This is a genomic window from Roseateles sp. P5_E8 (assembly GCF_054177665.1).
In genome coordinates this window covers 1-20,818 of record NZ_JBGCUM010000074.1, presented here as the reverse complement: position 1 = coordinate 20,818, position 20,818 = coordinate 1, and the positions used below count along the sequence as shown (strand labels likewise).

16 protein-coding genes, 3 tRNA genes and 1 rRNA gene are annotated in these 20,818 nt (G+C 68.6%); 4 read left to right on the top strand and 16 right to left on the bottom strand.

All coding sequences use genetic code 11. The features are described 5' to 3' along the window. The 4 genes from ACXRVZ_RS25155 to ACXRVZ_RS25140 all read right to left on the bottom strand — a co-directional run. Positions 1–249: GTP-binding protein (locus ACXRVZ_RS25155; RefSeq protein WP_457426405.1), on the bottom strand; the 249-nt coding region annotated here is incomplete at its 3' end. Positions 250–301: 52 nt separating this feature from the next. After that, positions 302–376 (bottom strand) — tRNA-Thr (locus ACXRVZ_RS25150). 74 nt (positions 377–450) lie between these two features. Further along, positions 451–524, bottom strand: a tRNA-Gly gene (locus ACXRVZ_RS25145). A 40-nt stretch (positions 525–564) separates the two neighbouring features. Beyond that, positions 565–649: transfer RNA gene (locus ACXRVZ_RS25140), tRNA-Tyr, on the bottom strand. Positions 650–1,208: 559 nt separating this feature from the next. Between ACXRVZ_RS25140 and ACXRVZ_RS25135 the strand changes: the two genes are divergently transcribed. Further along, on the top strand, positions 1,209–3,992 hold the full coding sequence (locus ACXRVZ_RS25135; RefSeq protein ID WP_457426407.1) for a TonB-dependent receptor: 2,784 nt from the start codon (positions 1,209–1,211) through the stop codon (positions 3,990–3,992). A gap of 105 nt (positions 3,993–4,097) precedes the next feature. After that, a complete protein-coding gene (locus ACXRVZ_RS25130; protein WP_457426409.1) occupies positions 4,098–5,702 on the top strand; it encodes a tryptophan halogenase family protein in 1,605 nt (534 codons plus the stop codon). A gap of 1 nt (position 5,703) precedes the next feature. Here the strand turns inward: ACXRVZ_RS25130 and ACXRVZ_RS25125 are convergent, their stop codons facing one another. Genes ACXRVZ_RS25125 through ACXRVZ_RS25075 form a run of 11 tightly spaced genes read right to left on the bottom strand, consistent with a single transcriptional unit; the run spans position 5,704 to position 17,195 of the window. Beyond that, positions 5,704–6,714, bottom strand: a complete 1,011-nt coding sequence (locus ACXRVZ_RS25125; RefSeq protein ID WP_457426411.1) for a cupin-like domain-containing protein — start codon at positions 6,712–6,714, stop codon at positions 5,704–5,706. A gap of 2 nt (positions 6,715–6,716) precedes the next feature. After that, on the bottom strand, positions 6,717–7,667 hold the full coding sequence (locus ACXRVZ_RS25120; protein WP_457426413.1) for a cupin-like domain-containing protein: 951 nt from the start codon (positions 7,665–7,667) through the stop codon (positions 6,717–6,719). Positions 7,668–7,674: 7 nt separating this feature from the next. After that, positions 7,675–8,745 carry an acyltransferase family protein gene (locus tag ACXRVZ_RS25115; RefSeq protein WP_457426415.1) on the bottom strand — a complete coding sequence of 357 codons (1,071 nt, stop codon included), beginning with the start codon at positions 8,743–8,745 and terminating at the stop codon, positions 7,675–7,677. Next, on the bottom strand, positions 8,742–9,887 hold the full coding sequence (locus ACXRVZ_RS25110) for a glycoside hydrolase family 18 protein (protein ID WP_457426417.1): 1,146 nt from the start codon (positions 9,885–9,887) through the stop codon (positions 8,742–8,744). The genes ACXRVZ_RS25115 and ACXRVZ_RS25110 overlap by 4 nt, the downstream gene beginning before the upstream one ends. Then, positions 9,884–10,723 carry a glycoside hydrolase family 16 protein gene (locus tag ACXRVZ_RS25105; protein ID WP_457426419.1) on the bottom strand — a complete coding sequence of 280 codons (840 nt, stop codon included), beginning with the start codon at positions 10,721–10,723 and terminating at the stop codon, positions 9,884–9,886. The genes ACXRVZ_RS25110 and ACXRVZ_RS25105 overlap by 4 nt, the downstream gene beginning before the upstream one ends. Next, complete coding sequence (locus ACXRVZ_RS25100; RefSeq protein ID WP_458232968.1) at positions 10,720–11,973, bottom strand: MFS transporter; 1,254 nt, start codon at positions 11,971–11,973, stop codon at positions 10,720–10,722. The genes ACXRVZ_RS25105 and ACXRVZ_RS25100 overlap by 4 nt, the downstream gene beginning before the upstream one ends. After that, entirely contained in the window at positions 11,973–13,445 is a 1,473-nt protein-coding gene (gene nagZ, locus ACXRVZ_RS25095) for a beta-N-acetylhexosaminidase (protein WP_457426423.1), read from the bottom strand. Before nagZ ends, ACXRVZ_RS25100 begins: the two co-directional genes overlap by 1 nt. A 10-nt stretch (positions 13,446–13,455) precedes the next feature. Beyond that, the gene (locus ACXRVZ_RS25090; protein ID WP_457426425.1) at positions 13,456–14,478 is read right to left on the bottom strand and encodes an SIS domain-containing protein; all 1,023 of its coding nucleotides are present in this window, start codon (positions 14,476–14,478) and stop codon (positions 13,456–13,458) included. Beyond that, positions 14,459–15,589: an N-acetylglucosamine-6-phosphate deacetylase gene (gene nagA, locus ACXRVZ_RS25085; protein WP_457426427.1), complete on the bottom strand. Its 1,131-nt coding sequence runs from the start codon at positions 15,587–15,589 to the stop codon at positions 14,459–14,461. The genes ACXRVZ_RS25090 and nagA overlap by 20 nt, the downstream gene beginning before the upstream one ends. After that, entirely contained in the window at positions 15,589–16,317 is a 729-nt protein-coding gene (locus ACXRVZ_RS25080; protein ID WP_457426429.1) for a GntR family transcriptional regulator, read from the bottom strand. Before ACXRVZ_RS25080 ends, nagA begins: the two co-directional genes overlap by 1 nt. After that, a complete protein-coding gene (locus ACXRVZ_RS25075) occupies positions 16,314–17,195 on the bottom strand; it encodes a BadF/BadG/BcrA/BcrD ATPase family protein (RefSeq protein ID WP_457426431.1) in 882 nt (293 codons plus the stop codon). Before ACXRVZ_RS25075 ends, ACXRVZ_RS25080 begins: the two co-directional genes overlap by 4 nt. Positions 17,196–17,406: 211 nt before the next feature. Here ACXRVZ_RS25075 and ACXRVZ_RS25070 point away from each other — a divergent pair, with 211 nt between their 5' ends. Both ACXRVZ_RS25070 and lplT read left to right on the top strand, forming a co-directional pair. After that, positions 17,407–18,900, top strand: a complete 1,494-nt coding sequence (locus ACXRVZ_RS25070; RefSeq protein ID WP_457426433.1) for a hypothetical protein — start codon at positions 17,407–17,409, stop codon at positions 18,898–18,900. Positions 18,901–18,966: 66 nt separating this feature from the next. Then, positions 18,967–20,274, top strand: a complete 1,308-nt coding sequence (gene lplT, locus ACXRVZ_RS25065; RefSeq protein ID WP_457426435.1) for a lysophospholipid transporter LplT — start codon at positions 18,967–18,969, stop codon at positions 20,272–20,274. Positions 20,275–20,621: 347 nt separating this feature from the next. Here the strand turns inward: lplT and rrf are convergent. Further along, a 5S ribosomal RNA gene (gene rrf, locus ACXRVZ_RS25060) occupies positions 20,622–20,734 on the bottom strand. Positions 20,735–20,818: the final 84 nt, after the last annotated feature.

The window sequence follows — 20,818 nt, the reverse complement described above, 5'->3', positions numbered from 1 at the left end:
GGGGCAGTCAACGTGCGCGTAGTGGCGGTTGGCCGTCTCGTACTCGACGTGGGCCGTGTTGATCGTGATGCCGCGGGCCTTTTCTTCCGGTGCCGCGTCGATCTGGTCGTAGGCCTTGGCCTCGCCGCCGAACTTCTTGGACAGCACGGTCGCGATCGCTGCCGTCAGCGTCGTCTTGCCGTGGTCAACGTGACCGATCGTGCCCACATTGACGTGCGGCTTGGTCCGTTCAAACTTGCCTTTTGCCATCTTGCGCTCCTGAGGCGAACCCGTTGAAACGAGTAGAAAAAGAGAAAATCTGTGGTGCCCTTGACGCGGATCGAACGCGTGACCTCTCCCTTACCAAGGGAGTGCTCTACCACTGAGCCACAAGGGCATCGGCACGGGTTTGCCGCCAGATGAACTGACCGGCAAACCGGTGTCGACGCTGGCCGACCAAGCCGCCCGGAATGGAGCGGGAAACGGGAATCGAACCCGTGTCATTAGCTTGGAAGGCTAAGGTTCTACCATTGAACTACTCCCGCCCTGGGAGCCTGAAAAGCCCTTGCCTCGACTGATAAGTCTTGGTGGAGGAGGCTGGATTCGAACCAGCGTACGCTATGCGGGCAGATTTACAGTCTGCTGCCTTTAACCACTCGGCCACCCCTCCTGAGGCAAGCCCGCAACTATAGCACAGGGCTGAGTGGGCGCAACTGAAGACGCTTCGCACCAGGCCCGCCCGGCTCGGACCTCCGCGATACGCGCCGCTTGCGGAGCAGGCCGCGCCGGCGACCCCGCCCTCAACGCGGGACGCCAGCATTCAGCGACAGGCTGACGCAAACCCAGGCGACTCAACACCAAAGCAAGGCCACTCGGCTACCAGCCAGGCAAATGCAAGCGCGACCCGACTCGCGCTGGCAAGCGCTTCGTCGCCAGGACACAACACGCGGCCAGCAAAACAAGGCCAATCAAATACCAAATAAAGGAGGCGTTCCGAGGCCTCCACAGAGGGGAATGCCCCTGGCTGACGGGGTTCTGCAAGCACACCCTCGGGAAACCACCCGGTTCATACTGGTAGCAAAGTGGCGTTATCGCTTGATACATTGGCGTCACACTGGTTGTACAGGCCTCGGTCAACAGATGGCCCGCAACCGGACTCCAGGTGGTATGCAACCCAACCGTTGCCATCACCACCGCCCCGACTTCACAGGCCATCACGAGGAACTTATATGAAGGTCAAGCAGACCCCCATTTCGCAAGCGGTGCTCATCGCCCTGCTCGGTGCCGGCGGCGCCGCCATGGCGCAGCAGACGCCCGCGCCCAACCAGCAGCTGGACACGGTCACCGTGACGGGCATCCGCGCGTCGCAGGAGAAGTCGCTGAGCGTCAAGCGCAACGCCGACACCCACATCGACGTCATCTCGGCCGAAGACATCGGCAAGATGCCCGACAAGAACGTGGCCGACTCGCTGGCCCGCATCCCGGGCGTGACCATCCTGAACAGCCCGTCGGGCGGCTCCGGCGGCTTTGACGAGCGCGACCGCGTGGGCCTGCGTGGCACCAACCCCAGCCTGACGCAGACACTGCTGGACGGCCACTCGGTCGCCAACGGCGACTGGTTCGTGCTGGACCAGACCGGCGCCGGCGTCGGCCGCTCGGTCAGCTTCTCGCTGCTACCTTCCGAACTGGTGAGCCGCGTTGAAGTGCACAAGAACGCCTCGGCCTCCGACATCGAAGGCGGCACGGCCGGCTCGGTGAACATCGTCACGCGCAAGCCGCTGGACTTCGCCAAGGCTTTGACGTTCGAAGCCGGCATCGGTGCCGTCTATGCCGACCTGGCCAAGAAGACCGACCCGCAGCTGAGCGCGTTGCTGGCCTGGAAGAACGAGTCCAAGACCTTCGGCGTGCTGATCCAGGCCTTCAGCGAAAAGCGCAGCCTGCGCCGCGATGGCGTCGAGACCTTCGCCCACGACGGCGCCTTGTCGCTGACGCCGATCACGTCGGCCAACCACGCCGCCGTGATCACGCAGAACCCGGCGCTGGCCGGCAAGGTGTTCCCCAACCTGATCGGCTCGGCCCTGTTCACCCAGGAGCGCGAGCGCAAGGGCGGTGTCATCAGCGCGCAGATCAAGCCGACCAACGACATCGACATCACGCTGACGGGCATGTCGTCCAAGATGGATGCGGACAACTACAACCGCAACTACATGTTGTCCAACCAGTGGGCGATGAGTCGCAACCCGACGCTTGCCAACGTCGAGGTCGACCCGGCCACCAACATCGTCACCAAGGCGAACTACACGTTCGCGACGCCGACCATCATCGGCGTCTATGACCTGATCTCGCGCAAGGCCTCCGCAGAAACCAACTTCCTGAACCTGGAAGGCTCCTGGAAGGTCAGCAGCGCGCTGAAGCTGTCGGGCAACGCGGGCACTTCCCACGGCAAGGGCAAGACCATCGCCCAGGATGTGTATGAAGGCGACATCACCGCGTCGAGCGGTGGGTTCGAGCTCAAGGGCAGCGGCACGGCGCCCGCGTTCAACATCGGCAACGCCAACGCTTCGGCGCTGAAGCCGTCGGGCACGGACTGGATCTTCGGTGACCAGAATGTCATCGTGCAGGACAAGGACACCTGGGCGCAGGTGGATGCCGAGTACACCTTGGACGCGGGCGTGCTGCGCAGCCTGAAGTTCGGCGCGCGCACGTCCGAGCACAAGCGCTACACCGATGGCCCGATCGTGAACCAAGGTCCGAACTGGGGCACCGACCCCTTCGCCAACCCGCTGCCCGCCGCGGCCTACACCCAGACCTACCCCGCCAACTTCGGCAGCGGCCTGGGCAGCGGCTTCCCCACGGGCATCGCCTACCCGACGGCGCAAGCCCTGGCCGACTACAACGCGAAATACTCCAACCGCGACATCTCGCGTCGCATGGTGACGCACGAATACGCCGTGACGGAGAAGTCGTCGGCCGGCTACGTGCAGGGCAATCTGGACGGCGAAGGCTGGAGCGGCAACGTGGGCCTGCGCCTCGTGCGCACCAAGTCCAGCACGCTGATCTGGAAGCCCACCAGCGACAAGACCCTGCCCGGCTATGTCCCGTCCGCATTCGCGGCCGTAGGCCCGAACTGGACTGACCCCTCGGGCTACTACCAGACCTTCCAGGACCGCTCGTACACGGACGCCCTGCCCAGCGCCAGCGTCCGCATCGATGTGACGCCCAAGGTCGTGGCTCGCCTGGCGCTGTCGCGCACGCTGACCCGCCCCGACTACACGGCCCTGTCGGCTGCCCAACTGCTGGGCGGCTATTCCGATCCGACCGGCAAGGCGGTCGGCACCGGCACCAGCGGCAACCCCGACCTCGACCCGATCCGCTCGACCAACTTCGACGCCAACATCGAGTGGTACTTCGCGCCGCGCGCCTTTGTGTCGATGGGTGCCTTCCACATGAACATCGCCAGCTACATCACGGATGGCATGCAGCGTGTGACGGCCTCCACGGACGTCACGCCCGCCGGTGGTCAGCAAGGCAATCCGGCCAATCTGCGCGTCACGGCACCGTTCGACCTGACAACCCAGGTCAACAAGAAGGCCAGCGTCACGGGTCTGGAATTCGCGTTCGAAATGCCGGTGTTCAACAACTTCGGCGTCAACGCGAACTACACCTACGCCGATGCTCACGACGCCAGCGGCCATGTGCTGCGCGGTGCCGTGAAGCACACGGTGAACCTGGGTGGCTTCTTCGAGAACGACCAGTTCTCCGCGCGCCTGAACTACGGCTACAACTCGGACAACTTCCTCGGCCGAGACCGCGGCACCGACTACTACCAACGTGGTTCGGGTGTGCTGTCCGCCTCGCTGGGCTACAAGCTCAACGACAACTTCGCCTTGAGCCTGGACGCGCAGAACCTGAACGACCCGGTCCTGAAGTACTACGGCGACTTCAAGTCCGAGCCGCGCGCCATCTACAAGAACGGCCGCCAGTTCTACCTGACCGCACGTATCAAGTACTGATGCCAAGAGGCCTGCTGGAACCCTCGGGTTCCGGCACGCACCGCAGGTGAACACAATCAAAGGGGAGCGTGGGCTACACGTTCCCCTTTTTCATTCGACAGCCTCATGAGCGACACCGCCACCGTCTTCAACCAGCACGTCGCCGCGCGCCCGAGCAGCGGCACCACCGATGCGCCGCCGCCCGTGCATCACGTCTGCGTCGTCGGTGGCGGCACGGCGGGCTGGATGACGGCGCTGATGCTGGCGACCTCGGCCTATGGCCCGCGTCTGAAGGTCACCGTGCTGGAGTCGCCGCAGGTCGGCATCATCGGCGTCGGCGAGGGCTCGACGCCCTGGCTGCGCGGCTTCTTCGACGGGCTGGGCGTCGAGGAAGCGGAATGGATGCCCGCCTGCAATGCCACCTACAAGAGCGGCATCACGTTCGAGGGTTGGTCCACCCGGCCGGGCTTCGAGCGCTACTTCCACCCCTTCGCATCGATGCTGGACAACATGACCATGCATCAGTTCGTCGACAACGTGCATGCGCGGCTGGATGGCGCGGACGTGCACGCCCACCCGGACCGCTTCTTCGTCGCCGCCGCACTCGCCCGGCAAGGCCGCGGGCCACGGGCCAACGCCAACTTCCCCTTCGACATCTGGTACGGGTATCACTTCGATGCAACGCTGCTCGGGCAGTTCCTCGGTCGCAAGGCGGTCGAGCGCGGCGTGACGCATCTGCAGCGTCACGTCACGCAGGTGTTGCTGAACGAGGGCGGCGACATCGCCCGCCTGCAGCTCGACGACGGCGAGCACCTGGCCGCCGACTTTTTCGTCGACTGCACGGGCTTTGCGTCGCTGCTGATCGGCCAGGCGCTCAAGACGCCCTTCATCCCGTTTGCCGAGAACCTCTTCAACGACGCCGCCATCGCCATGCCTACGCCGCTGGACGGGCCCATCGCGTCGCAGACCGTCTCGACAGCGCTGCGCCATGGCTGGGCCTGGAAGATCCCGCTGACCAACCGCCACGGCAACGGCTATGTCTACAGCAGCGCGCACTGCTCGGCGGACGAGGCCGAGACCGAACTGCGCCGGCACCTGGGCCTGCTCGACTCGGACACGCCGGCTCGCCACCTGAAGATGCGCGTGGGCCGCATGGCCAAGCAGTGGAGCCGCAACTGCGTCGCCGTGGGCCTGTCGCAGGGCTTCATCGAGCCGCTGGAGGCCACGGCCCTGCTGTTCGTGCAGCGCACGGCCGCCGCGCTGGTGGAGGCACTGGAGAAAGGCGACCTCGGCCCGGCCGCGCAGGACGCATTCAACAAGACCATGCACACGCGCTTCGAGAACACGCGCGACTACATCGTGGCGCACTACAAGACCAACTCGCGCACCGACACCGACTACTGGCGCGAGAACGCCGAGAACATGCGGTTGTCGGACTCGCTGCAAGGCGTGCTGATGACCTGGATGTCGCGCAAGCCGCTGGCCGCCGGGTTGAAGCAAGGCCGCTTCGGCCAGGGCTATCCCATCGTGTCCTGGTATGCGCTGCTGGCGGGCATGGGCCTGTTCCCGGACGACCTGCAGCCGCCGACGGCCCACCAGGCGCGGCACCGGCTGGACACGGTGGACGACTTCGTCGCGCGCAGTGCGCTGAACTTTCCCGACCACCGCGAGCTGCTCGCCGACATCCCGCCGCGCGTGGGCGACAAGACGCTGCAGCTCTATCTCTGGTGATTCAAAGCCGCTCGCCGATGTCCTTGCGGATCGCCGCATCGGCGGCCGCGTCCACATCGCCGAACAGATGCCGCTGCCCCTCGGGGATGTGGGCCAGGGCCTCGCCCCGCGCGCCGAACACGTAGTGCGCGAACAGCGCCTGCCAGCCCTCGCGCTCGCCGTCGGGCAGGTGGCGCAAGGCCAGCATGGTCAGCCGCATCGCGGCCAAGTGCAGGTCGTCGCGACGGCCGGGCGCGGCGTCGGGCCGCCACCAGTAGTTCATCAGGATGTTCAGGTGCGGCGCCAACGCCTCGACCTGGTGGAACCACAGCGGCGGGATGTAGATGGCATCACCCGGCGCCAGCTCGGCCACGACAGCCTGCGCCAGCGCCTCGCGCACGAGCGGGAAGCGCGCCGGGTCGGCCTGATGAAGATCGGGCACGACCGACATGGGCGCCGGCGTGGGCGCGTAGTCCGGCGGGCCGAGGTAGAGCAGCGGCGCGCATTGCGGCGGCAGCAGCGTGAAGCGCCGCCGCCCGGCGGCCACGCAGGCGATGTTGTGGGAGTCGTCGAAATGCGCCGGCACCGTGGCGCGATTGCCTATCCAGATGCGCGGCGCAACCCCAGCGTCCAGCAGCGGCAGCGGGTTGGCCTGCTCCAGGCCCGGCAAGGCCTCTGCCACCAGCGCGCTCTGCGCCGCCAGCGCGGGCGGATCGGGGAAGTGGCTGTAGCGCCAGAGCTGCTCGAACAGCGCGGCACAGGGCCGCTTGTCGCGCGTGAAGTTGAAGCCGTCCAGCTCGGGTGAGTAGCTGAAGGCGCGCGTGGGGTCGGGCCTGGCGAGGATGGCGTCGACCGCCTGCCCGCCATCGAAACCCATGAGGTATTGCAGGCAGGCCTCCAGGCCCGCGCGGCCTTGTGCCACCAGCGGCCACTGCGCCGTAACGCCGCGCATCACAACCGGCTCATAGCCCGCAAGCACCTCGCGCTCGAAGCGTTCGCGCGTCAGGCCGGCCAGCTCCTTCATCGGCTGCATGCTCACTGCCGCCGCGCCAGTGCGCCGTGCCAGGCCTCGGGGATGTGGGCGGCGGGGTCGCCGCCCTGCTGCGCGACGTAGTGCCCGAACATCGCCGCCCAGGCCTCGCGCTGATGCGCCGGCAGCGCGTTCAGCACCTTGATGGCCTGCATCAGCGTGTTGGCGGGGCTGGGCTGCTGCGCGTCTCCCAGCACGGGCCACCAGTAGTTGATCAGCAGGTTGACCTTTTCCAACGCCTCGACCTGGTGGAACCACAGCGGCGGGATGTAGAGGGCGTCGCCCGGCGCCATCTCCGCCACCAGCGCCGACGCCAGAGCCTCGCGGTAGCGCGGGTAGCGTTCGAAATCCGGCGCCTTGGGATGCACGACCGAGATGGGCGCACCAGACGGGGTGTGCTCCAACGGGCCGATGTAGAGATTGCCCACCTGCGGCGGCGCGAACAGCGTGAAGCGCCGCCGCCCGGCCACCACGCAGGCCAGGTTGTAGGGGTGGTCGTGGTGCACCGGCACCGTCAGCGCATTGCCCAGCCAGAAGTTGGGCACCACGCCGGGCAGGGCCGGCAGCGGGTTCTCGTCCAGGAAGCCGGGAATCACCTCGCTGACCTTGGCGCATTGCGCGGCAATGGCCGGTGCGCCGTCAACCGGCAGATAGGCAGCCAGGTTGGCCATGAACTCCGCCAGCGTCATGCGCGCCTTGACGAAGTCGAAGTCGCTCAGCGTCTCGTTGTAGCCCATGACGCCGCGCGCCGCCGCGCGGGTCTTGGTGGCAAAGACCTCCACGCCGCGGTCGAAGCGGCGCAGGTAGTTGCAGATGCCCAGCGCGCCTTCGCGCCCGGCCCGCACCGCAGGCCAGTCGCTCACCAGGCCCTTCAGCAGCACCGGTTCGGCCCGCTGCTCCAGGCGCTCCTTGAGTTGCGGTTCGTCGGCCACCGACCAGCTTTCAACCGGGGTCATGACGTGATCAAACCTTCCAGTACCAGCGGCGCTTGTCGAGAACCCAGACGATGAGCGCCCACACGGCGACGAAGGCGAGCGCGAACGCCAGCGACTGTGCCTGCGGGCCGAGCTTGGCGCCCACCGGCCCAAACACGGTCGGATACAGCCATGTCATCCAGCCCGTCTTCGCCAGCAGCACGGTGCAGACCCAGGCCCCGGCGTAGGCGGTGATGGCGTTCAGCCCGAAGGCGCGGCCCAGGGCGTGCTGGCCGAGGCGGTCCACCCAGACATGCGCGGCGGCCAGCGCCACCGCCGCCAGGCCGCCGGTCCACAGCACGAAGGACGGCGTCCACAGCGCCTTGTTGAAGGGCAGCCAGGTGTGCCACCACCAGCCCACCAGTGCCGCCGCCACGCCCGTCAGCAGCAGGGCGCGCGGCTGGTCGCGGCGCAGCAGGCCGCCGCAGAGCAGGCCGAAGACGGTGGTGGCCAGCGCCCCCAGCGTGGAGAGCAGGCCCTCCGGGTCGAAGGCTATGCCGGTCTGCGCGTTCCATTCGTAGGCGTGGCGGCCCAGCACGGCGGTGTCGATGCGCTGGGCCAGGCTGCCGACCTTCTCCAGCGTGCCGCCGCCGAACTGCAGCAGCGCGCCGTAGCCGGCCAGCAGCAGGATCAGCAGCAGCCACTGCCCGCGCGCACGCAGCTGCACCGCCACAAAGCCCACGACGATGAAGCAGAGGCCGATGCGCTGCAGCACGCCCAGCAGGCGGAACTCCGGCCTGTTCAACAGCCACCAGGCCAGCGCACTCAGCACCACACCCATCACGAAGATGCGCAGGCCGCGCTGCACGATGGCCGCACACAGCGGCCCCGGCACCGCGCCGCCTTCCACTCGCGGCACGATGCCCAGTGCCGTGGACACGCCGACGATGAAGAGGAAGAACGGAAAGACCAGATCGGTCGGCGTGCAGCCGTGCCAAGGGGCGTGCAACAGTGGCGCGTAGACATGACCCCAGTCGCCGGGGTTATTGACCAGCAGCATGGCGGCGACCGTCAGGCCGCGCAACGCATCCACCGAGGCGATGCGCCTGATCTGGCTCACGGCTGGGTTGCGTGCAGCGTGTTCATGGCGTCCAGTATCTCGCCGTTATCCTGGCTCAGCTCCCAGGCAAACACGCCCGCCAGGCCGGCCTTTTTCGCGAACGCGACCTTGGCGCGCACGGCGCGGGGGTCGTCATAGCCGACGAACCTTCCCTCGCCCACCATGGCCCAGGACTGGCTGGGCTTGTCGTAGCGCGGCTTCAGGCCCTGGGCCTTCAGCGCGGCCACGTCCTTGAAGGCCACCGAGCCGTCGGCGTTGGGCCAGGGCTTGGCGTAGCTGCCGTCCGCCTTCACGCCGTCGAAGCCGCGGCCATACATAGCCACGCCGGCCACCATCTTGGCCGCCGGCACGCCCTCGGCCTTGAGATTGGCGACCGACAGTTCCAGGCTCTCGTCGCCGGGTTTCGTGCTGCGCAGCGCGGTGTGGTTGGCGGCCTTCTTGGTCCAGGGGCCGGCGAAGTCGTAGGTCATCATGAAGACAAGGTCCAGCGATTTGGCGGCGCGGCCCATGGGCATGCGTGCCAGCTGTTCCTTCGTCGTATTGATGGCCACCGTCAGCGCGTAGTGCTTGTTCGTTTCGCGCCCCAGCAGGTCCAGGCCCGCGCGCAGGTCCTGAAGCAATTGCACGAAGTGCTCACCATCGGCGGGGCTGCCCAGCTGCACGCCGTTGGACGCGCCGTTGTTGCCGGGGTGCTCCCAGTCGATGTCCAGGCCGTCGAAGCCGGGGTGGGCGCGCAGCCAGTCCGTCGATGACTTGACGAAGGCCGCGCGGCCTTCGGGCGTGGCGGCGAGATGGAAGAACGGGTCCGACCCGCCCCAACCGCCCACGGAGGCCAGCACCTGCACCTTGGGGTCGCGCACCTTCAGGCGCTGGAAGGCGGCGGAGAAGATGTCCTGATCGGCATGCGGCGCGATGCTGAAGCCGGGCTTGCCGGCACAGGCCGGCGCCTCCTCCTTGCGCTGACCCTCGCCGCAGATCAGCAGGAAGGCGTAGAGGATGTGCGTGACGCGGCCGGGCTTGAGCTGCTCGACGACGCCGACGCCGCGCTCGGCCAGGATGTACGTGCCGACGACGGGCGCCTGGGCCTGGGCCTGGGCCAAGGAGGCAGCCAGCGCCAGCGCGGCGATCAGGAGTTTCTTCATAGATTGCACTCGCTCGTCAGGCCCATGTCGGGCACGGTGTCTTGCCGGGCCACGCCCTGCTTGCGCAGCGCCTCGGCGCGCGCCTGCATGGCCTCAGGGCTCAGCGTCTGGCCGGCCCGGTGCAGCACCCAGTCGACGTCGAACTGGTAGTCGCGCGGCGCGCCGGCCACGGCGCCGAGGGCCAGCCAGTGGTTGAAGCTGATCGCCATCGGCTTGGCCGGCACGTTGCGGCCCGTGTGCTCGCCCATCAGGCGGCCGTTGACGAAGTGGCGCGTGCGCGTGGCCTCGACCTGCACGGTCAGCAGCTGCCAGCCGTCATGCGAGCCCGGCACGATGGACGCCTGGTTGAACGACTGCCAGGGGTCGATACGTACCGTATGCCAGCTGACGCCGTAGAGCCGCGTCTCCGGTTCGCCCCAGCCGCCATGCGGCAGGTATTCGAAGTCGACCTCGCTGAAGTCAGGGTCGTAGTCGTGCCTGAGCGGGCTGGCCAGGAAGAAGCTCTGGATGATGGGGTCGCGCGAGCCGGCCGTGTCACGCAGGCGCACGCGCGCCGTCGTCGTGCCGACGAGGAACTTGCGCGCCGCGCAGAGCTGGGCCAGCGTCGTGTTGGCGGGCGTGCCGTCGGTGGAGAGCTTCAACTTCAGCAGGCGGCCGTCGAGCGTGAGCTGGCCGGGGGAGAAGCGTGCACCGGGCAGCCCGGGGTGGCCGGTGCCGTCGCGCAGCACCCAGCCGCTGCTACGCAGCGCATCGAGGTCTTTTTGCGAGAAGTCGTCGAAGAACTCGCCGGCGGCGAACGCGGGCGCAGCGGCAAATAGCAGCCAGACAGCCTTCATGCGGGCACCGCGTCCGCGGGCAGGCTGGTGCGCTGCATCGGCACCCACAGCAGCAGCAGCAGGGCCGGCGCGCCGCAGACCAACGTCCACAGGAAGAAGTGCTGGTAGCCCATCGCGATCTGGATGTCGCCGCTGATGGTCTTGCTCAGGATGAAGCCCAGCTGCATGACGCCCGAACCCAGCGCATAGTGGGCCGTCTGGAAGCGCCCAGGCGCCACGACCTGCATGATGTACAGGATCATGCCGACGAAGCCGAAGCCATAGCCGAACATCTCCAGGCCCACGGCCGCGCCTATGGTCCAAAGCGACGTCGGCAGCGCCAGGCTCAGGCCCCAGAACACGGCGTTGGGCACGGCCATCATCAGCACCAGGATGGGCATGGCGCGCTTCAGCGACAGCCAGGACGTGAAGTAGCCGCCGAGGATGGAGCCGATGAGGAAGGCCGCCGTGCCCACCGTGCCGTAGACGCCGCCAACCTGCTCGCCCGTCAGGCCCAGGCCGCCCTTGTCACGCGCCTCGATGAGGAAGAGCGGGCCTATGGTCTGCACCTGGCCTTCCGCAAGGCGGAACAGCACGATGAAGATCACCATCTTCCAGATGCCGGGCTTCTTCAAAAAGTCGGCCACGATTTCTTCCAGCTTGACCGGCTCGCTGGACACACGCTGCGGGTTGGGCAGGGCCTTGGCGTTCCAGGCGGCCAGCAGCGCCAGCAGGCCGGCCAGCATCGCGAAGATGACACTCCAGGCGTTGAACACGCCCATGCTGGTTTCCAGCCGCCCGGCCAGCACCATCAGGCCGCCCAGCGTCAGGAACTTGGAGGCATTGAAGAAGGCGCCCTGCCAGCCCGCGTAGGCGGCCTGGCGCTTCTCGTCCAGCGCGCCCATGTAGAGGCCGTCGCAGGCGATGTCGTGCGTGGCCGAGGCATAGGCCAGGAAGAACAGCACCGCGATGCTGAGCGCGAAGAAGTTGCTGGCCTGCAGCGCCAGCGCCAGCAGGCCGAGGCCGACTGCGCCGCTGAACTGCATGGCCACGACGACCATCTTCTTGCTGCGCGCCAGCTCCACCAGCGGGCTCCACAGCGGCTTGAAGGCCCAGGCCAGGCCGATGAGGCCGGTCCAGCGCGCGATCTGGTCGTTGGCCACGCCCATCTGCTTGAACATCAGGCCGGCGATCAGCATGACGACGAAGAACTGCAGCCCCTGCACGAAGTAGAGGCTGGGAATCCAGCGCATCGGCGATTTCGTTTCCATCACTGCAGTCCTTGCGGCGCGCGGCCGGTGGCTTGGGTGCGGCCTTCGAGCCAGGACTTCAAGCCCGCCAAAGCACCGGCCGAGAAGCCCCAGCTCAGCACGGTCGGGCCGGCCACGTCGAGGGCCTGGTAGGGGTTCCACAGTGACAGATGCAGGTCGGGCCGCCACTCGCTCGCGGCCAAGCCATAACGCGCGCGCCGCGTGGATACGAGGATGTTCACGCGGCCATCCTTGGGCACGCGCGTCCAGTCGAGCAGGGCGATGTCGTCGACCATCAGCACCTGGGCGTCCGTGAAGCCATCGAACAGCGCGACGGCCTGGCGGCCGGTGGGGCCGGCTTCGGACACCATGTCGGTCGGCACGTCGCCTTGCACGATGACGCGGATGGGCGCGTTCAGTGCCGGCGGCTTCGCGCCACGCAGCGCGGTGAGGCCTGCGGCCCAGGCCTCGGCCATCAGCGTGTGGTCGGCGGCGCGGGCGGCCGCGTCATCCACGGCGCGGGCGGGGTAGGCGGCGGCGAGCGTGTCCAGCCGACGGTTGGCCGTCTCGCCCTGCGCGGGCGTGAGGCGCCCGCTGGCGAAGGCGTCGCGCAGTGCGTTGATTGCCACCAGTTGCTCTTCCAGCGAGCCCTGGGCCAGCACCATGTCGGCACCGGCTGCTATGGCCATGACGGCGCTCTTGGCGTAGCCGAAGCGCTCGGCCACGGCCTTCATCATCAGCGCATCGGTGATGACGACGCCGTCATAGCCCCAGTCGTCGCGCAGGATGCCCTTGAGCAGCTGCGGCGACAGCGTGGCCGGCCGGTCCGGATCGATCTGCGGGTAGACGATGTGGGCCGTCATCATGGCCGGCGCTTGAGACGCCAGCGCCTTGAACGGCGCCAGCTCCAGCGCGTTCAGCTCGGCACGCGACTTGTCGACGGTGGGCAGCGCGTGGTGCGAGTCCACATGCGTGTCGCCATGGCCGGGGAAGTGCTTCACGCAGCAGGCCACGCCCTCTTTCAGCGAGCCGCGCATCCATGCGGCCGCGAGGCGACTCACCTCCACCGGATCGTTGGAGAAGCTGCGCTCGCCGATGACAGGGTTGGACGGGTTGTTGTTGACGTCCAGCACCGGCGCGAAGTTCCAGTTGATGCCCAGCGACTTCAGGCCGCGCGCCACGGCCGCACCGACGGCTTCGGCGCGGTCCGCGTCACCGCTCGCACCCAGCGCCATCGCCGAAGGCGGCTGCGGCAGGAAGGTCACGCGCACGACGGCGCCGCCCTCCTGGTCGATGCCGATCAGCGCCTCGGGGCCGAGCGTCTCGATGAGGTCGCGCATCAGCGCCTTGACCTCGTCCTCACTGCCGATGTTCTTGCGGAACAGGCAGACGGAGCGGATCTTCTGCTCGCGCAGGAAGGCGGCGGTCTCGGCGTCGAGGCTCTGGCCGGGGATGTCGACCATCACCAGGCGGCCGGGGTCGAAGGTGCTCATGGCGGCGGTCTCAGTGTGTTTTGGTGACCTTGGCCAGGTTGGGCGGCACATCGGGGTTGAAGCCCCGTGCGCGCGCCAGCGCCTCGACCATGGGATAGAAGCTCTGCACGAGGGCGATGGGGTCGAGGTCTTCGTTGCCCGTCGTCGCCAACGGCAGTTCGGCGCCCGGCGTGCCGATGGGGGCGGCCAGCAGCACTCGGCCACCGCGCGAACGCATCTCTTCGGCGATGGCCAGCAGACCCGCCTGGGCCGGGCCGCGCGGTGCGAACACCAGCAGCGGGTAGCCGTCGCGCACCAGGGCCATCGGGCCGTGCTTGACCTCGGCGCCCGAGAAGGCCTCGGCCTGGATACCGCAGGTTTCCTTGAGCTTCAGCGCCGCTTCCATCGCGACGGCCAGGCCCGTGCCTCGGCCCAGCACGAACAGGCGCTCGGCGTTTTGCAGCACCGGCAGCGCGGCGGTCCAGTCCAGCTTGGCGGCCTGCTCCAGCGCGATGGGCAGCACGTTGAGTGCCGCGCGCAAGGCGTCGTCCTGCTGCCAGGCGGCGACGACGCGCGCACCGGCCACCAGCTGGGCGATGTAGCTCTTGGTCGCGGCCACGCTCTTCTCGGGGCCGGCGTGCAGCTCGAAGACATGCTCGGCCGCAGCCGCGAGCGGCGAGCCGCTGGCGTTGACGAAGGCCACCGTGCGCGCGCCGCCGTCGCGGAAGAACCGCGTCGGCGCGATCAGGTCCGGGCTCTGGCCCGACTGCGAGAAGGCCAGCGACAGCAGGCCCTCGCAATGGATGCGGCTCTGGTAGAGCGTGATCAGCGACATGGGCAGCGAAGTGACCAGCCGGCCCAGGCGCGCCATGACGAGGTAGGCCAGATAGTGGGCCGCGTGGTCGGAGCTGCCGCGCGCAATCGTCAGCACGCTGGTGGGCGGCACCTCCTGCAGGGCCTGGCCCAGGCGGGCATAACTCAGCGGGTCGGCCGCCAACTGGCGGGCCACCACGTCAGGCGCGCTCAGCGCCTCTTCAAGCATCAGCGACGACATCGATCTCTTCACCTTCTACAAACACGCGCCGCAGCTGAAGCCCGGCATCCATCACGACCACATCCGCCCACGCCCCGGCGGCAAGCCGCCCGCGGTCGGGCAGACCCAGGTATTCCGCCGCCGCGGTCGACACGCGCCGCGCGGCGTCCACCACGTCCAGGCCCAGCACCTGCACGAGGTTGCGCAGCGCCTGGTCCATCGTCAGTGCGCTGCCGGCCAGGGTGCCGTCGGCCAAGCGCACGCCGCCCAGGCACTTCTGCACCGTGTATTCGCCCAGGCGGTACTCGCCATCGGGCATGCCGGCGGCGGCGGTGGAGTCGGTCACGCAGAACAGGCCCGGGATGCAGCGCAGCGCGACGCGGATGGCGCCGGGGTGCACATGCAGCAGGTCGGGAATCAGCTCGGCATGCTGGCCATAAGCCAGCGCCGCGCCCACCATGCCGGGCTCGCGGTGGTGCAGGCCCGTCATGGCGTTGAAGAGGTGGGTGAAGCCGGCCGCACCGGCGTTCAGCGCCGCCACGCCGTCGTCAAAGCTGCCGGCGCTGTGGCCGATCTGCACGCGAATGCCGGCGTCGCGCAGTGGGCCGATCAGCGCCAAGTGGCCGGTCATCTCGGGCGCGATGGTCAGCACCTTGATGGGCGCGAATTCGTTCAGCCGCTGCACCTCGGCCAGCGTCGCCGGAATGGCGTGCGCGGGTTGAGCGCCGAGGCGGTCGGGGTTGATGTACGGGCCTTCCAGATGCACGCCGAGCACGCGCGCCGACTGCACGCCGCGCTCGCGGCAAACGGGGCCAAGCGCCTTCAGCGCAGCCTCGATGTCGCCGACCGGCGCGGTCATCGTCGTGGCCAGCAGCGCCGTCGTGCCGTGGCGGGCATGGCGGCGGGCAATCGTCGCGATCGCATCGCCACCTTCCATCGTGTCGCGGCCACCGCCGCCGTGCACGTGGGTGTCGATGAAGCCGGGCAGCAGGATGGGCCGGCCGCCCTCGCCGGCACGCGACGCATCGATGGGCGCACCGCCAACGACCGCGATGCGGCCGTCAGCGATGTCCAGGTAGCCGGCGATCACGCCGTGCGGCGTGACGATGTCGCCTTCAAGTCGCAGCTTCATCAGTCTCGGCGCATCTCGGCGACAAAGTCGTAGTAGTCGCTGCGGCAATAGGAATGCGTCAGCTCGACGGCCTGGCCCGAAGCCAGATAGCCCACGCGGGTGATGAAGAGCACGGCTGCCCCTAACGGCACCTCCAGCAGACCAGCCAGCTTCGCGTCCGCGTTCAGCGCGCGGATGTGCTGCAGCGCGCGCACCGGGGCACGGTCGCCGAGGTGGGTGTACAGCGAGGCCTCGACCTTCTGCGGGTCGGGCAGCGCCGACTGCGGCAGCACCGACACCTCGTAGGCCATGACGACCGAGTCCGCGAGCCGCAGCCGCTCCAGGCGCGCGACGCGCTCGCCGCTCTTCAGCTCTAGCGACAGTTGCTCGTCGGGCGCGGCCGGCGTGAAGCCACGCAGCAGCCAGCGCGAGCTGGGCACGAAGCCGCGCTGGTGCAGCTCTTCCGAGAAGCTGGTCAGGCGCGTCAACGGCTGCTCCAGCTTGGGCGCGATGTAGTTGCCCGAGCCGCGCTTGCGGATGATCAGCCCCTGCTCGACGAGCCGGTCTATGGCCTTGCGGGCGGTGACGCGCGACAACGCCAACTGCTCGGCCAGCACGCGCTCGGAGGGCAGCGCCTCGTCGGCATGGAAGATGCCGTCGCGGATGGCCTGCGCCAGGCTTTGCGCCAGCTGCATATAGAGCGGCGAGGCCGCATTGGGGTCGGCCTTGAAGTCGAAAACTGCACTCATGCGAGGTTTGTCTCTCGTTGTTGGATCAACCAGAGCGCGCCGGCAACGGCATCGCCCTTGGGTTCGACGCGGCGGGACTGCAGGGCCGGGCCGAGGCGCGGTGCGAGGCGCAGCGCGATGCTGCCGGCCAGAGCCAGCGGCAGGGTGGGATGAAGGGCGGTGGCCAGCGCGTCCAGCGCGCGCGCGGCGGCGTCGAGCAGGGCGGCGGCGGCTGAGTCGCTCGCCTCGGCCTCGAAGACGAGCCGGGCCAGGCTGGCATAGCCGCCCTGGCCAGCCTGGGCGCAGAAGGCCAGCAGCTCTTTGCGGCTGCCGCCGGTGAGTGCGTAAACGCTGTCAGCCAGCGGGCCACGCGGCGCACGGCCGTCGAATGCGGCCTGGGCGATCTTCATCGCCTGCTGGCCCAGCCAGGCGCCGCTGCCCTCGTCGCCGATCTGCCAGCCCCAGCCGCCGGTCATGCGGTGCGCGCCGTCTTCCAGCAGCGCTTCGGCCACCGAGCCCGTGCCCGAGATCAGCAGCGCGCCGGGCTGGCCGCCGTGCGCGCCCAGCAGACCCGCGAAACCGTCGGTGACCAGCGAGAAGCGCGCAAGGCCGGGATCGGCAGCAGCGAAGGCCTGCAATTGCGCCGGCACACCGGTGCCGGACAGCCCCAGGCCCAGCGCACAATCCCGCAGCTGCAGACCCGGCACACCGGCGCGCTCGATGGCCTCGGCAATATGCCGCCAGGCTTGGTCAACGCCCTGGTTCAGCGCCGACGCGCCGGACTCGCCGCGGCCCAGCAGTTGGCCGCCGGCATCGGCCACGACGGCGCGCGTGCTGGTGCCGCCACCGTCAATGCCGACCCACCAGCGCGCAGGCCGACCGGAGTCGTGAGAAGTCACCAGAGAGGGATCGAGAGCAAGCGGCATGGTCGACAGGATTCAGTCGATACCACTCTAATACCAACGAGTGCCGCCGTCAATTGGTTTTAAACTGGTCTATGGCCGTCGATGCAGATGGCACATTGAGTCTCTGAGATGCTGGCAGGGCCCTCGAATGAACAAGAATACCAGTGTGAAACCAACCCCACCCAGCTCTTAGCCAGCCTCCGCCGTGTTCACTCTCCAACCCGCCGCCAGCGACGCCCTGGCCACCTTGCTGGGCCGCATCGCTCGCGTGGCGCACCGCCACCCCGCTGCGGCCGACCGGCTGCTGGAGCGCCTGAGCGCCCAGGCCTTCGCCGCCGCCGGTGACACCGCTGTCGGCGCGGACGCCCTCTACGCCCGCTTCGGCTTGCTGGAGCCGCGCGGCCGCGCGCTGGAGTTGCTACCGGCGCTGGAGCAAGCCGGCGCGCTGGCTGCGGCAGGGCATTTCCCCGTGCAGGCGGCGCGTGTCTGCGAGGCACTGGGGCGCATCGCCTATCAACAGGGCGAGTACCAGCTCGCCAGTGAACAGTGGTCGCGCGCGCTGGACATGTCGGAGGTCAGCGGCCATCTGCAGACCGCCGTGGCCGCACGCATCGGCCTGGGGCAGATCCACTACGCCCAGGCCGACTGGGCGCGCGGCCTGCGCCAGATGCGTGATGCAGGTGAGCAGTTGGCGCAATCCAGCAGCCATGGCGACGACAGCTACCTGGCCGCCAAGCTGGCGCTGAACATCGGCGTCGGCAGCTTCGAGACCGGTGACCTGCCGGCGGCCGAGCGCCACTTCAGCCACGGGCTGGCGGCGGCGCGGCGCGGCGCGCACCGCGTCTTCGAGGCCGAGGCGCACTGGCATCTGGCCCGCGCGGCGCTGGCCCGGCAACGCATGGACTGGGCCGTGGCCGACTGCCGGCTGGCCCTGGACATTGCGGCCCGCCAGGGCTACCCCTGGCTGGAGGCGGCCGCCAGCCGCACCTGGACCGAGATCGCGCTGGCCCGTGGCGACAACGCCGCCGCCGTGCGCTCCACCCGCCACGGCCTGGCCCTGGCCCAGCGCATCCAGGCTCGCGCCCAGGCGCGCCAGGCCCACCTGAAGCTGGCCGAGCTGTTGCAGGCCGAGGGCGACGCCGCCGGCGCGCTGGACCACCTCTGGCAACACCTGGCCCTGCAATCCGAGATCGAGCGCCTGAGCCTGCCCGCGCGCGTCACGCTGGCCGCACCGCCGGCCGAGGACGCCGGCGTGCCGGTCACGCCCGAGGAGCTGCTGCTGCATCTGTGCGGCCAACGCCAACGCCTGGCCGCGGCACCGCCGCCCGAAGCCTTGGCCGAGCTGAGGACCGCCAGCGCCCGCATCCTCGGCGTGGCCGCCGTCATCCGTCTGCCCCTATTTGGTCAGGTCGGCCAGGGCGGCCTGAGCCGGGAGATGCAGCCGCGCTATGTCGACCTGCTGACCCGCCACGGCACGCCGCTGGCCCTGCCCGATGCGGCCCTGCACCCCTGCCACGTCGAGCTGTCCGGCCTGGCCGGCGCGGCCGAGGCGCGCATCGAGGTGCCGCTGTACGACGGCGCTCAACTGGCCGGCGCACTGTGGCTGGTGGATGCCCGCGCGACGCGGGCGTGGACACGGCAGGAGTTGCTGATCGCCAGCCAGCTGGCGCTGCTGTTCGAGGCGGTGGTGAGGGGCTGAGCCCGCACGGCGCGGTGGTAGGCCCGCCGTTCAGTAACGCGCCAGGCGAGATTTCATCGGCGCTTCATGGCAGGCCTGCACAGTCCGGCCCTCGTGCCCACCGCCACCTCCGACCTCGCGCCCGCCGTCGCCCTCTGTTCGCGCCGAGCGCGGTTGCCGCGCGGCTTCGGCCTCGTCATCGGCGCGCAGTTCGCCTCGGCGCTGGCCGACAACGCCATGCTCATCGTCGCCATAGCCCTGCTGATGCAGCAGGGCTTTGCCGCCTGGTGGGCGCCGCTGCTGAAGTTCGGCTTCATGCTGGCCTATGTGCTGCTGGCGCCCTGGGTCGGGCCGCTGGCCGACGCCTTCGCCAAGGGCCGCGTGATGGCGGTGATGAATCTCGTGAAGATGCTGGGCCTCGCCCTGCTCGCGCTGGGCCTGCACCCCGTCGCCGCGCTGGCCGTCGTGGGCCTGGGTGCCGCCGCCTACGCGCCGGCCAAGTACGGCGTCATCACAGAGATGTCCGAGCCCGAGGCGCTGGTCAAGGCCAATGGCTGGATAGAGATCAGCGTCGTCTCCGCGGCACTGCTAGGCGCCGTGCTGGGCGGCGCACTTGTCAGCCCGCTGTGGCTGGGCTCGGGTCTGGCCGACCTCTGCGACAGCCTGGACTTGCCCGCCGACAAGCTGACCGGCTCGCTCGCAGCGCTGCTCGTGATCTACGCCGTGAGCAGCCTGCTGAACGCCGGCATTGCCGACAGCGGCCGGCGCCAGCGCAGCGTGGCGCATGACCCGCTGACGCTGCTGCGCGAGTTCCGCACGGCCAACCGGCTGCTGTGGCGGGACCGCGAAGGCGGGCTGTCACTCGCGGCGACGACGCTGTGCTGGGGCGTCGGCGCGACGCTGCAGTTCGCCGTGCTGCGGTGGGCGGGAGAAGCGCTCGCGCTGCCGCTGAGCCAGGCGGCGTATCTGCAGGCCGCTGTCGCGGTCGGTGTGATCGTCGGTGCCGGCGCAGCGGGGCGCTGGCTTGCCTTGCACCAGGCCCGGCACGGGCTGTGGGCAGGCGTCGCGCTGGGCCTGCTGATGCCAGTCGTCGCTCAGCTCGACGACGTCGCCACGGCGGCCGGCATGCTGGCCCTCATCGGCGCAGTGGGCGGGGCGATGGTTGTCCCGCTGAACGCGCTGCTGCAGCACCGCGGCGCCGCGCTATTGAGCGCCGGACGGTCCATCGCGGTACAGGGGTTCAACGAGAACCTGTGCGTGCTGGGGATGCTGGCGGCGTACGCGGGGTGCGAGGCGGCGGGCGTGCCGATTGGTGTGACTCTGAGCGGACTGGGCTCGCTTGTGGCTACCGCCATTGCGCTGTTGATCTGGTGGGATGCACGAAAGGCGCGGTAACTTCGCGTGCCCTAGACATTGCTCCGCCGGCACAGTTCACGACCGTCACTCGGCGAACACCAATCCATGTATCAGGGCCGCCATGCATTCCTTGATGAGCCGCAACTTCTCTGGCTCGCCAGGCGCGGCGCAACAGGCCTTACGGAATGGATTCACCCCAACGGGCCAATCCCGGCGCTCACGACATCTGATCGAGGCCCTGTCCCGGCAGTGGCATGGACAGAAACTCAGCTGAGCCGCCCCAAAACCAGTAGACGCCATTTACTCAGGCGAACTATCGTGATTCCGCGCACCCAAAAGCAAAACCCCCACTAGCTTTCGCTAGTGGGGGTTGGCTTTAATAACTAGCCTGACGATGACCTACTTTCACACGGGAATCCGCACTATCATCGGCGCTGACTCGTTTCACTGTCCTGTTCGGGATGGGAAGGAGTGGGACCAAGTCGCTATGGTCGTCAGGCTTGACTGGTTGGTCTGTTGACGAGGTCAACAAACCCAATTGGTAGAGTCAGCAGAGCTTGGTGTTATCCAATCTGCACACCGC

Excerpts from the sequence above, each read along its gene's own strand:
- ACXRVZ_RS25135 (WP_457426407.1), top strand. The coding sequence starts at position 1,209 with ATGAAGGTCAAGCAGACCCCCATTTCGCAAGCGGTGCTCATCGCCCTG.
- ACXRVZ_RS25130 (WP_457426409.1), top strand. The coding sequence starts at position 4,098 with ATGAGCGACACCGCCACCGTCTTCAACCAGCACGTCGCCGCGCGCCCG.
- ACXRVZ_RS25125 (WP_457426411.1), bottom strand. The coding sequence starts at position 6,714 with ATGCAGCCGATGAAGGAGCTGGCCGGCCTGACGCGCGAACGCTTCGAG.
- ACXRVZ_RS25120 (WP_457426413.1), bottom strand. The coding sequence starts at position 7,667 with ATGACCCCGGTTGAAAGCTGGTCGGTGGCCGACGAACCGCAACTCAAG.
- ACXRVZ_RS25110 (WP_457426417.1), bottom strand. The coding sequence starts at position 9,887 with ATGAAGAAACTCCTGATCGCCGCGCTGGCGCTGGCTGCCTCCTTGGCC.
- ACXRVZ_RS25105 (WP_457426419.1), bottom strand. The coding sequence starts at position 10,723 with ATGAAGGCTGTCTGGCTGCTATTTGCCGCTGCGCCCGCGTTCGCCGCC.
- ACXRVZ_RS25100 (WP_458232968.1), bottom strand. The coding sequence starts at position 11,973 with ATGGAAACGAAATCGCCGATGCGCTGGATTCCCAGCCTCTACTTCGTG.
- nagZ (WP_457426423.1), bottom strand. The coding sequence starts at position 13,445 with ATGAGCACCTTCGACCCCGGCCGCCTGGTGATGGTCGACATCCCCGGC.
- ACXRVZ_RS25090 (WP_457426425.1), bottom strand. The coding sequence starts at position 14,478 with ATGTCGTCGCTGATGCTTGAAGAGGCGCTGAGCGCGCCTGACGTGGTG.
- nagA (WP_457426427.1), bottom strand. The coding sequence starts at position 15,589 with ATGAAGCTGCGACTTGAAGGCGACATCGTCACGCCGCACGGCGTGATC.
- ACXRVZ_RS25080 (WP_457426429.1), bottom strand. The coding sequence starts at position 16,317 with ATGAGTGCAGTTTTCGACTTCAAGGCCGACCCCAATGCGGCCTCGCCG.
- lplT (WP_457426435.1), top strand. The coding sequence starts at position 18,967 with ATGGCAGGCCTGCACAGTCCGGCCCTCGTGCCCACCGCCACCTCCGAC.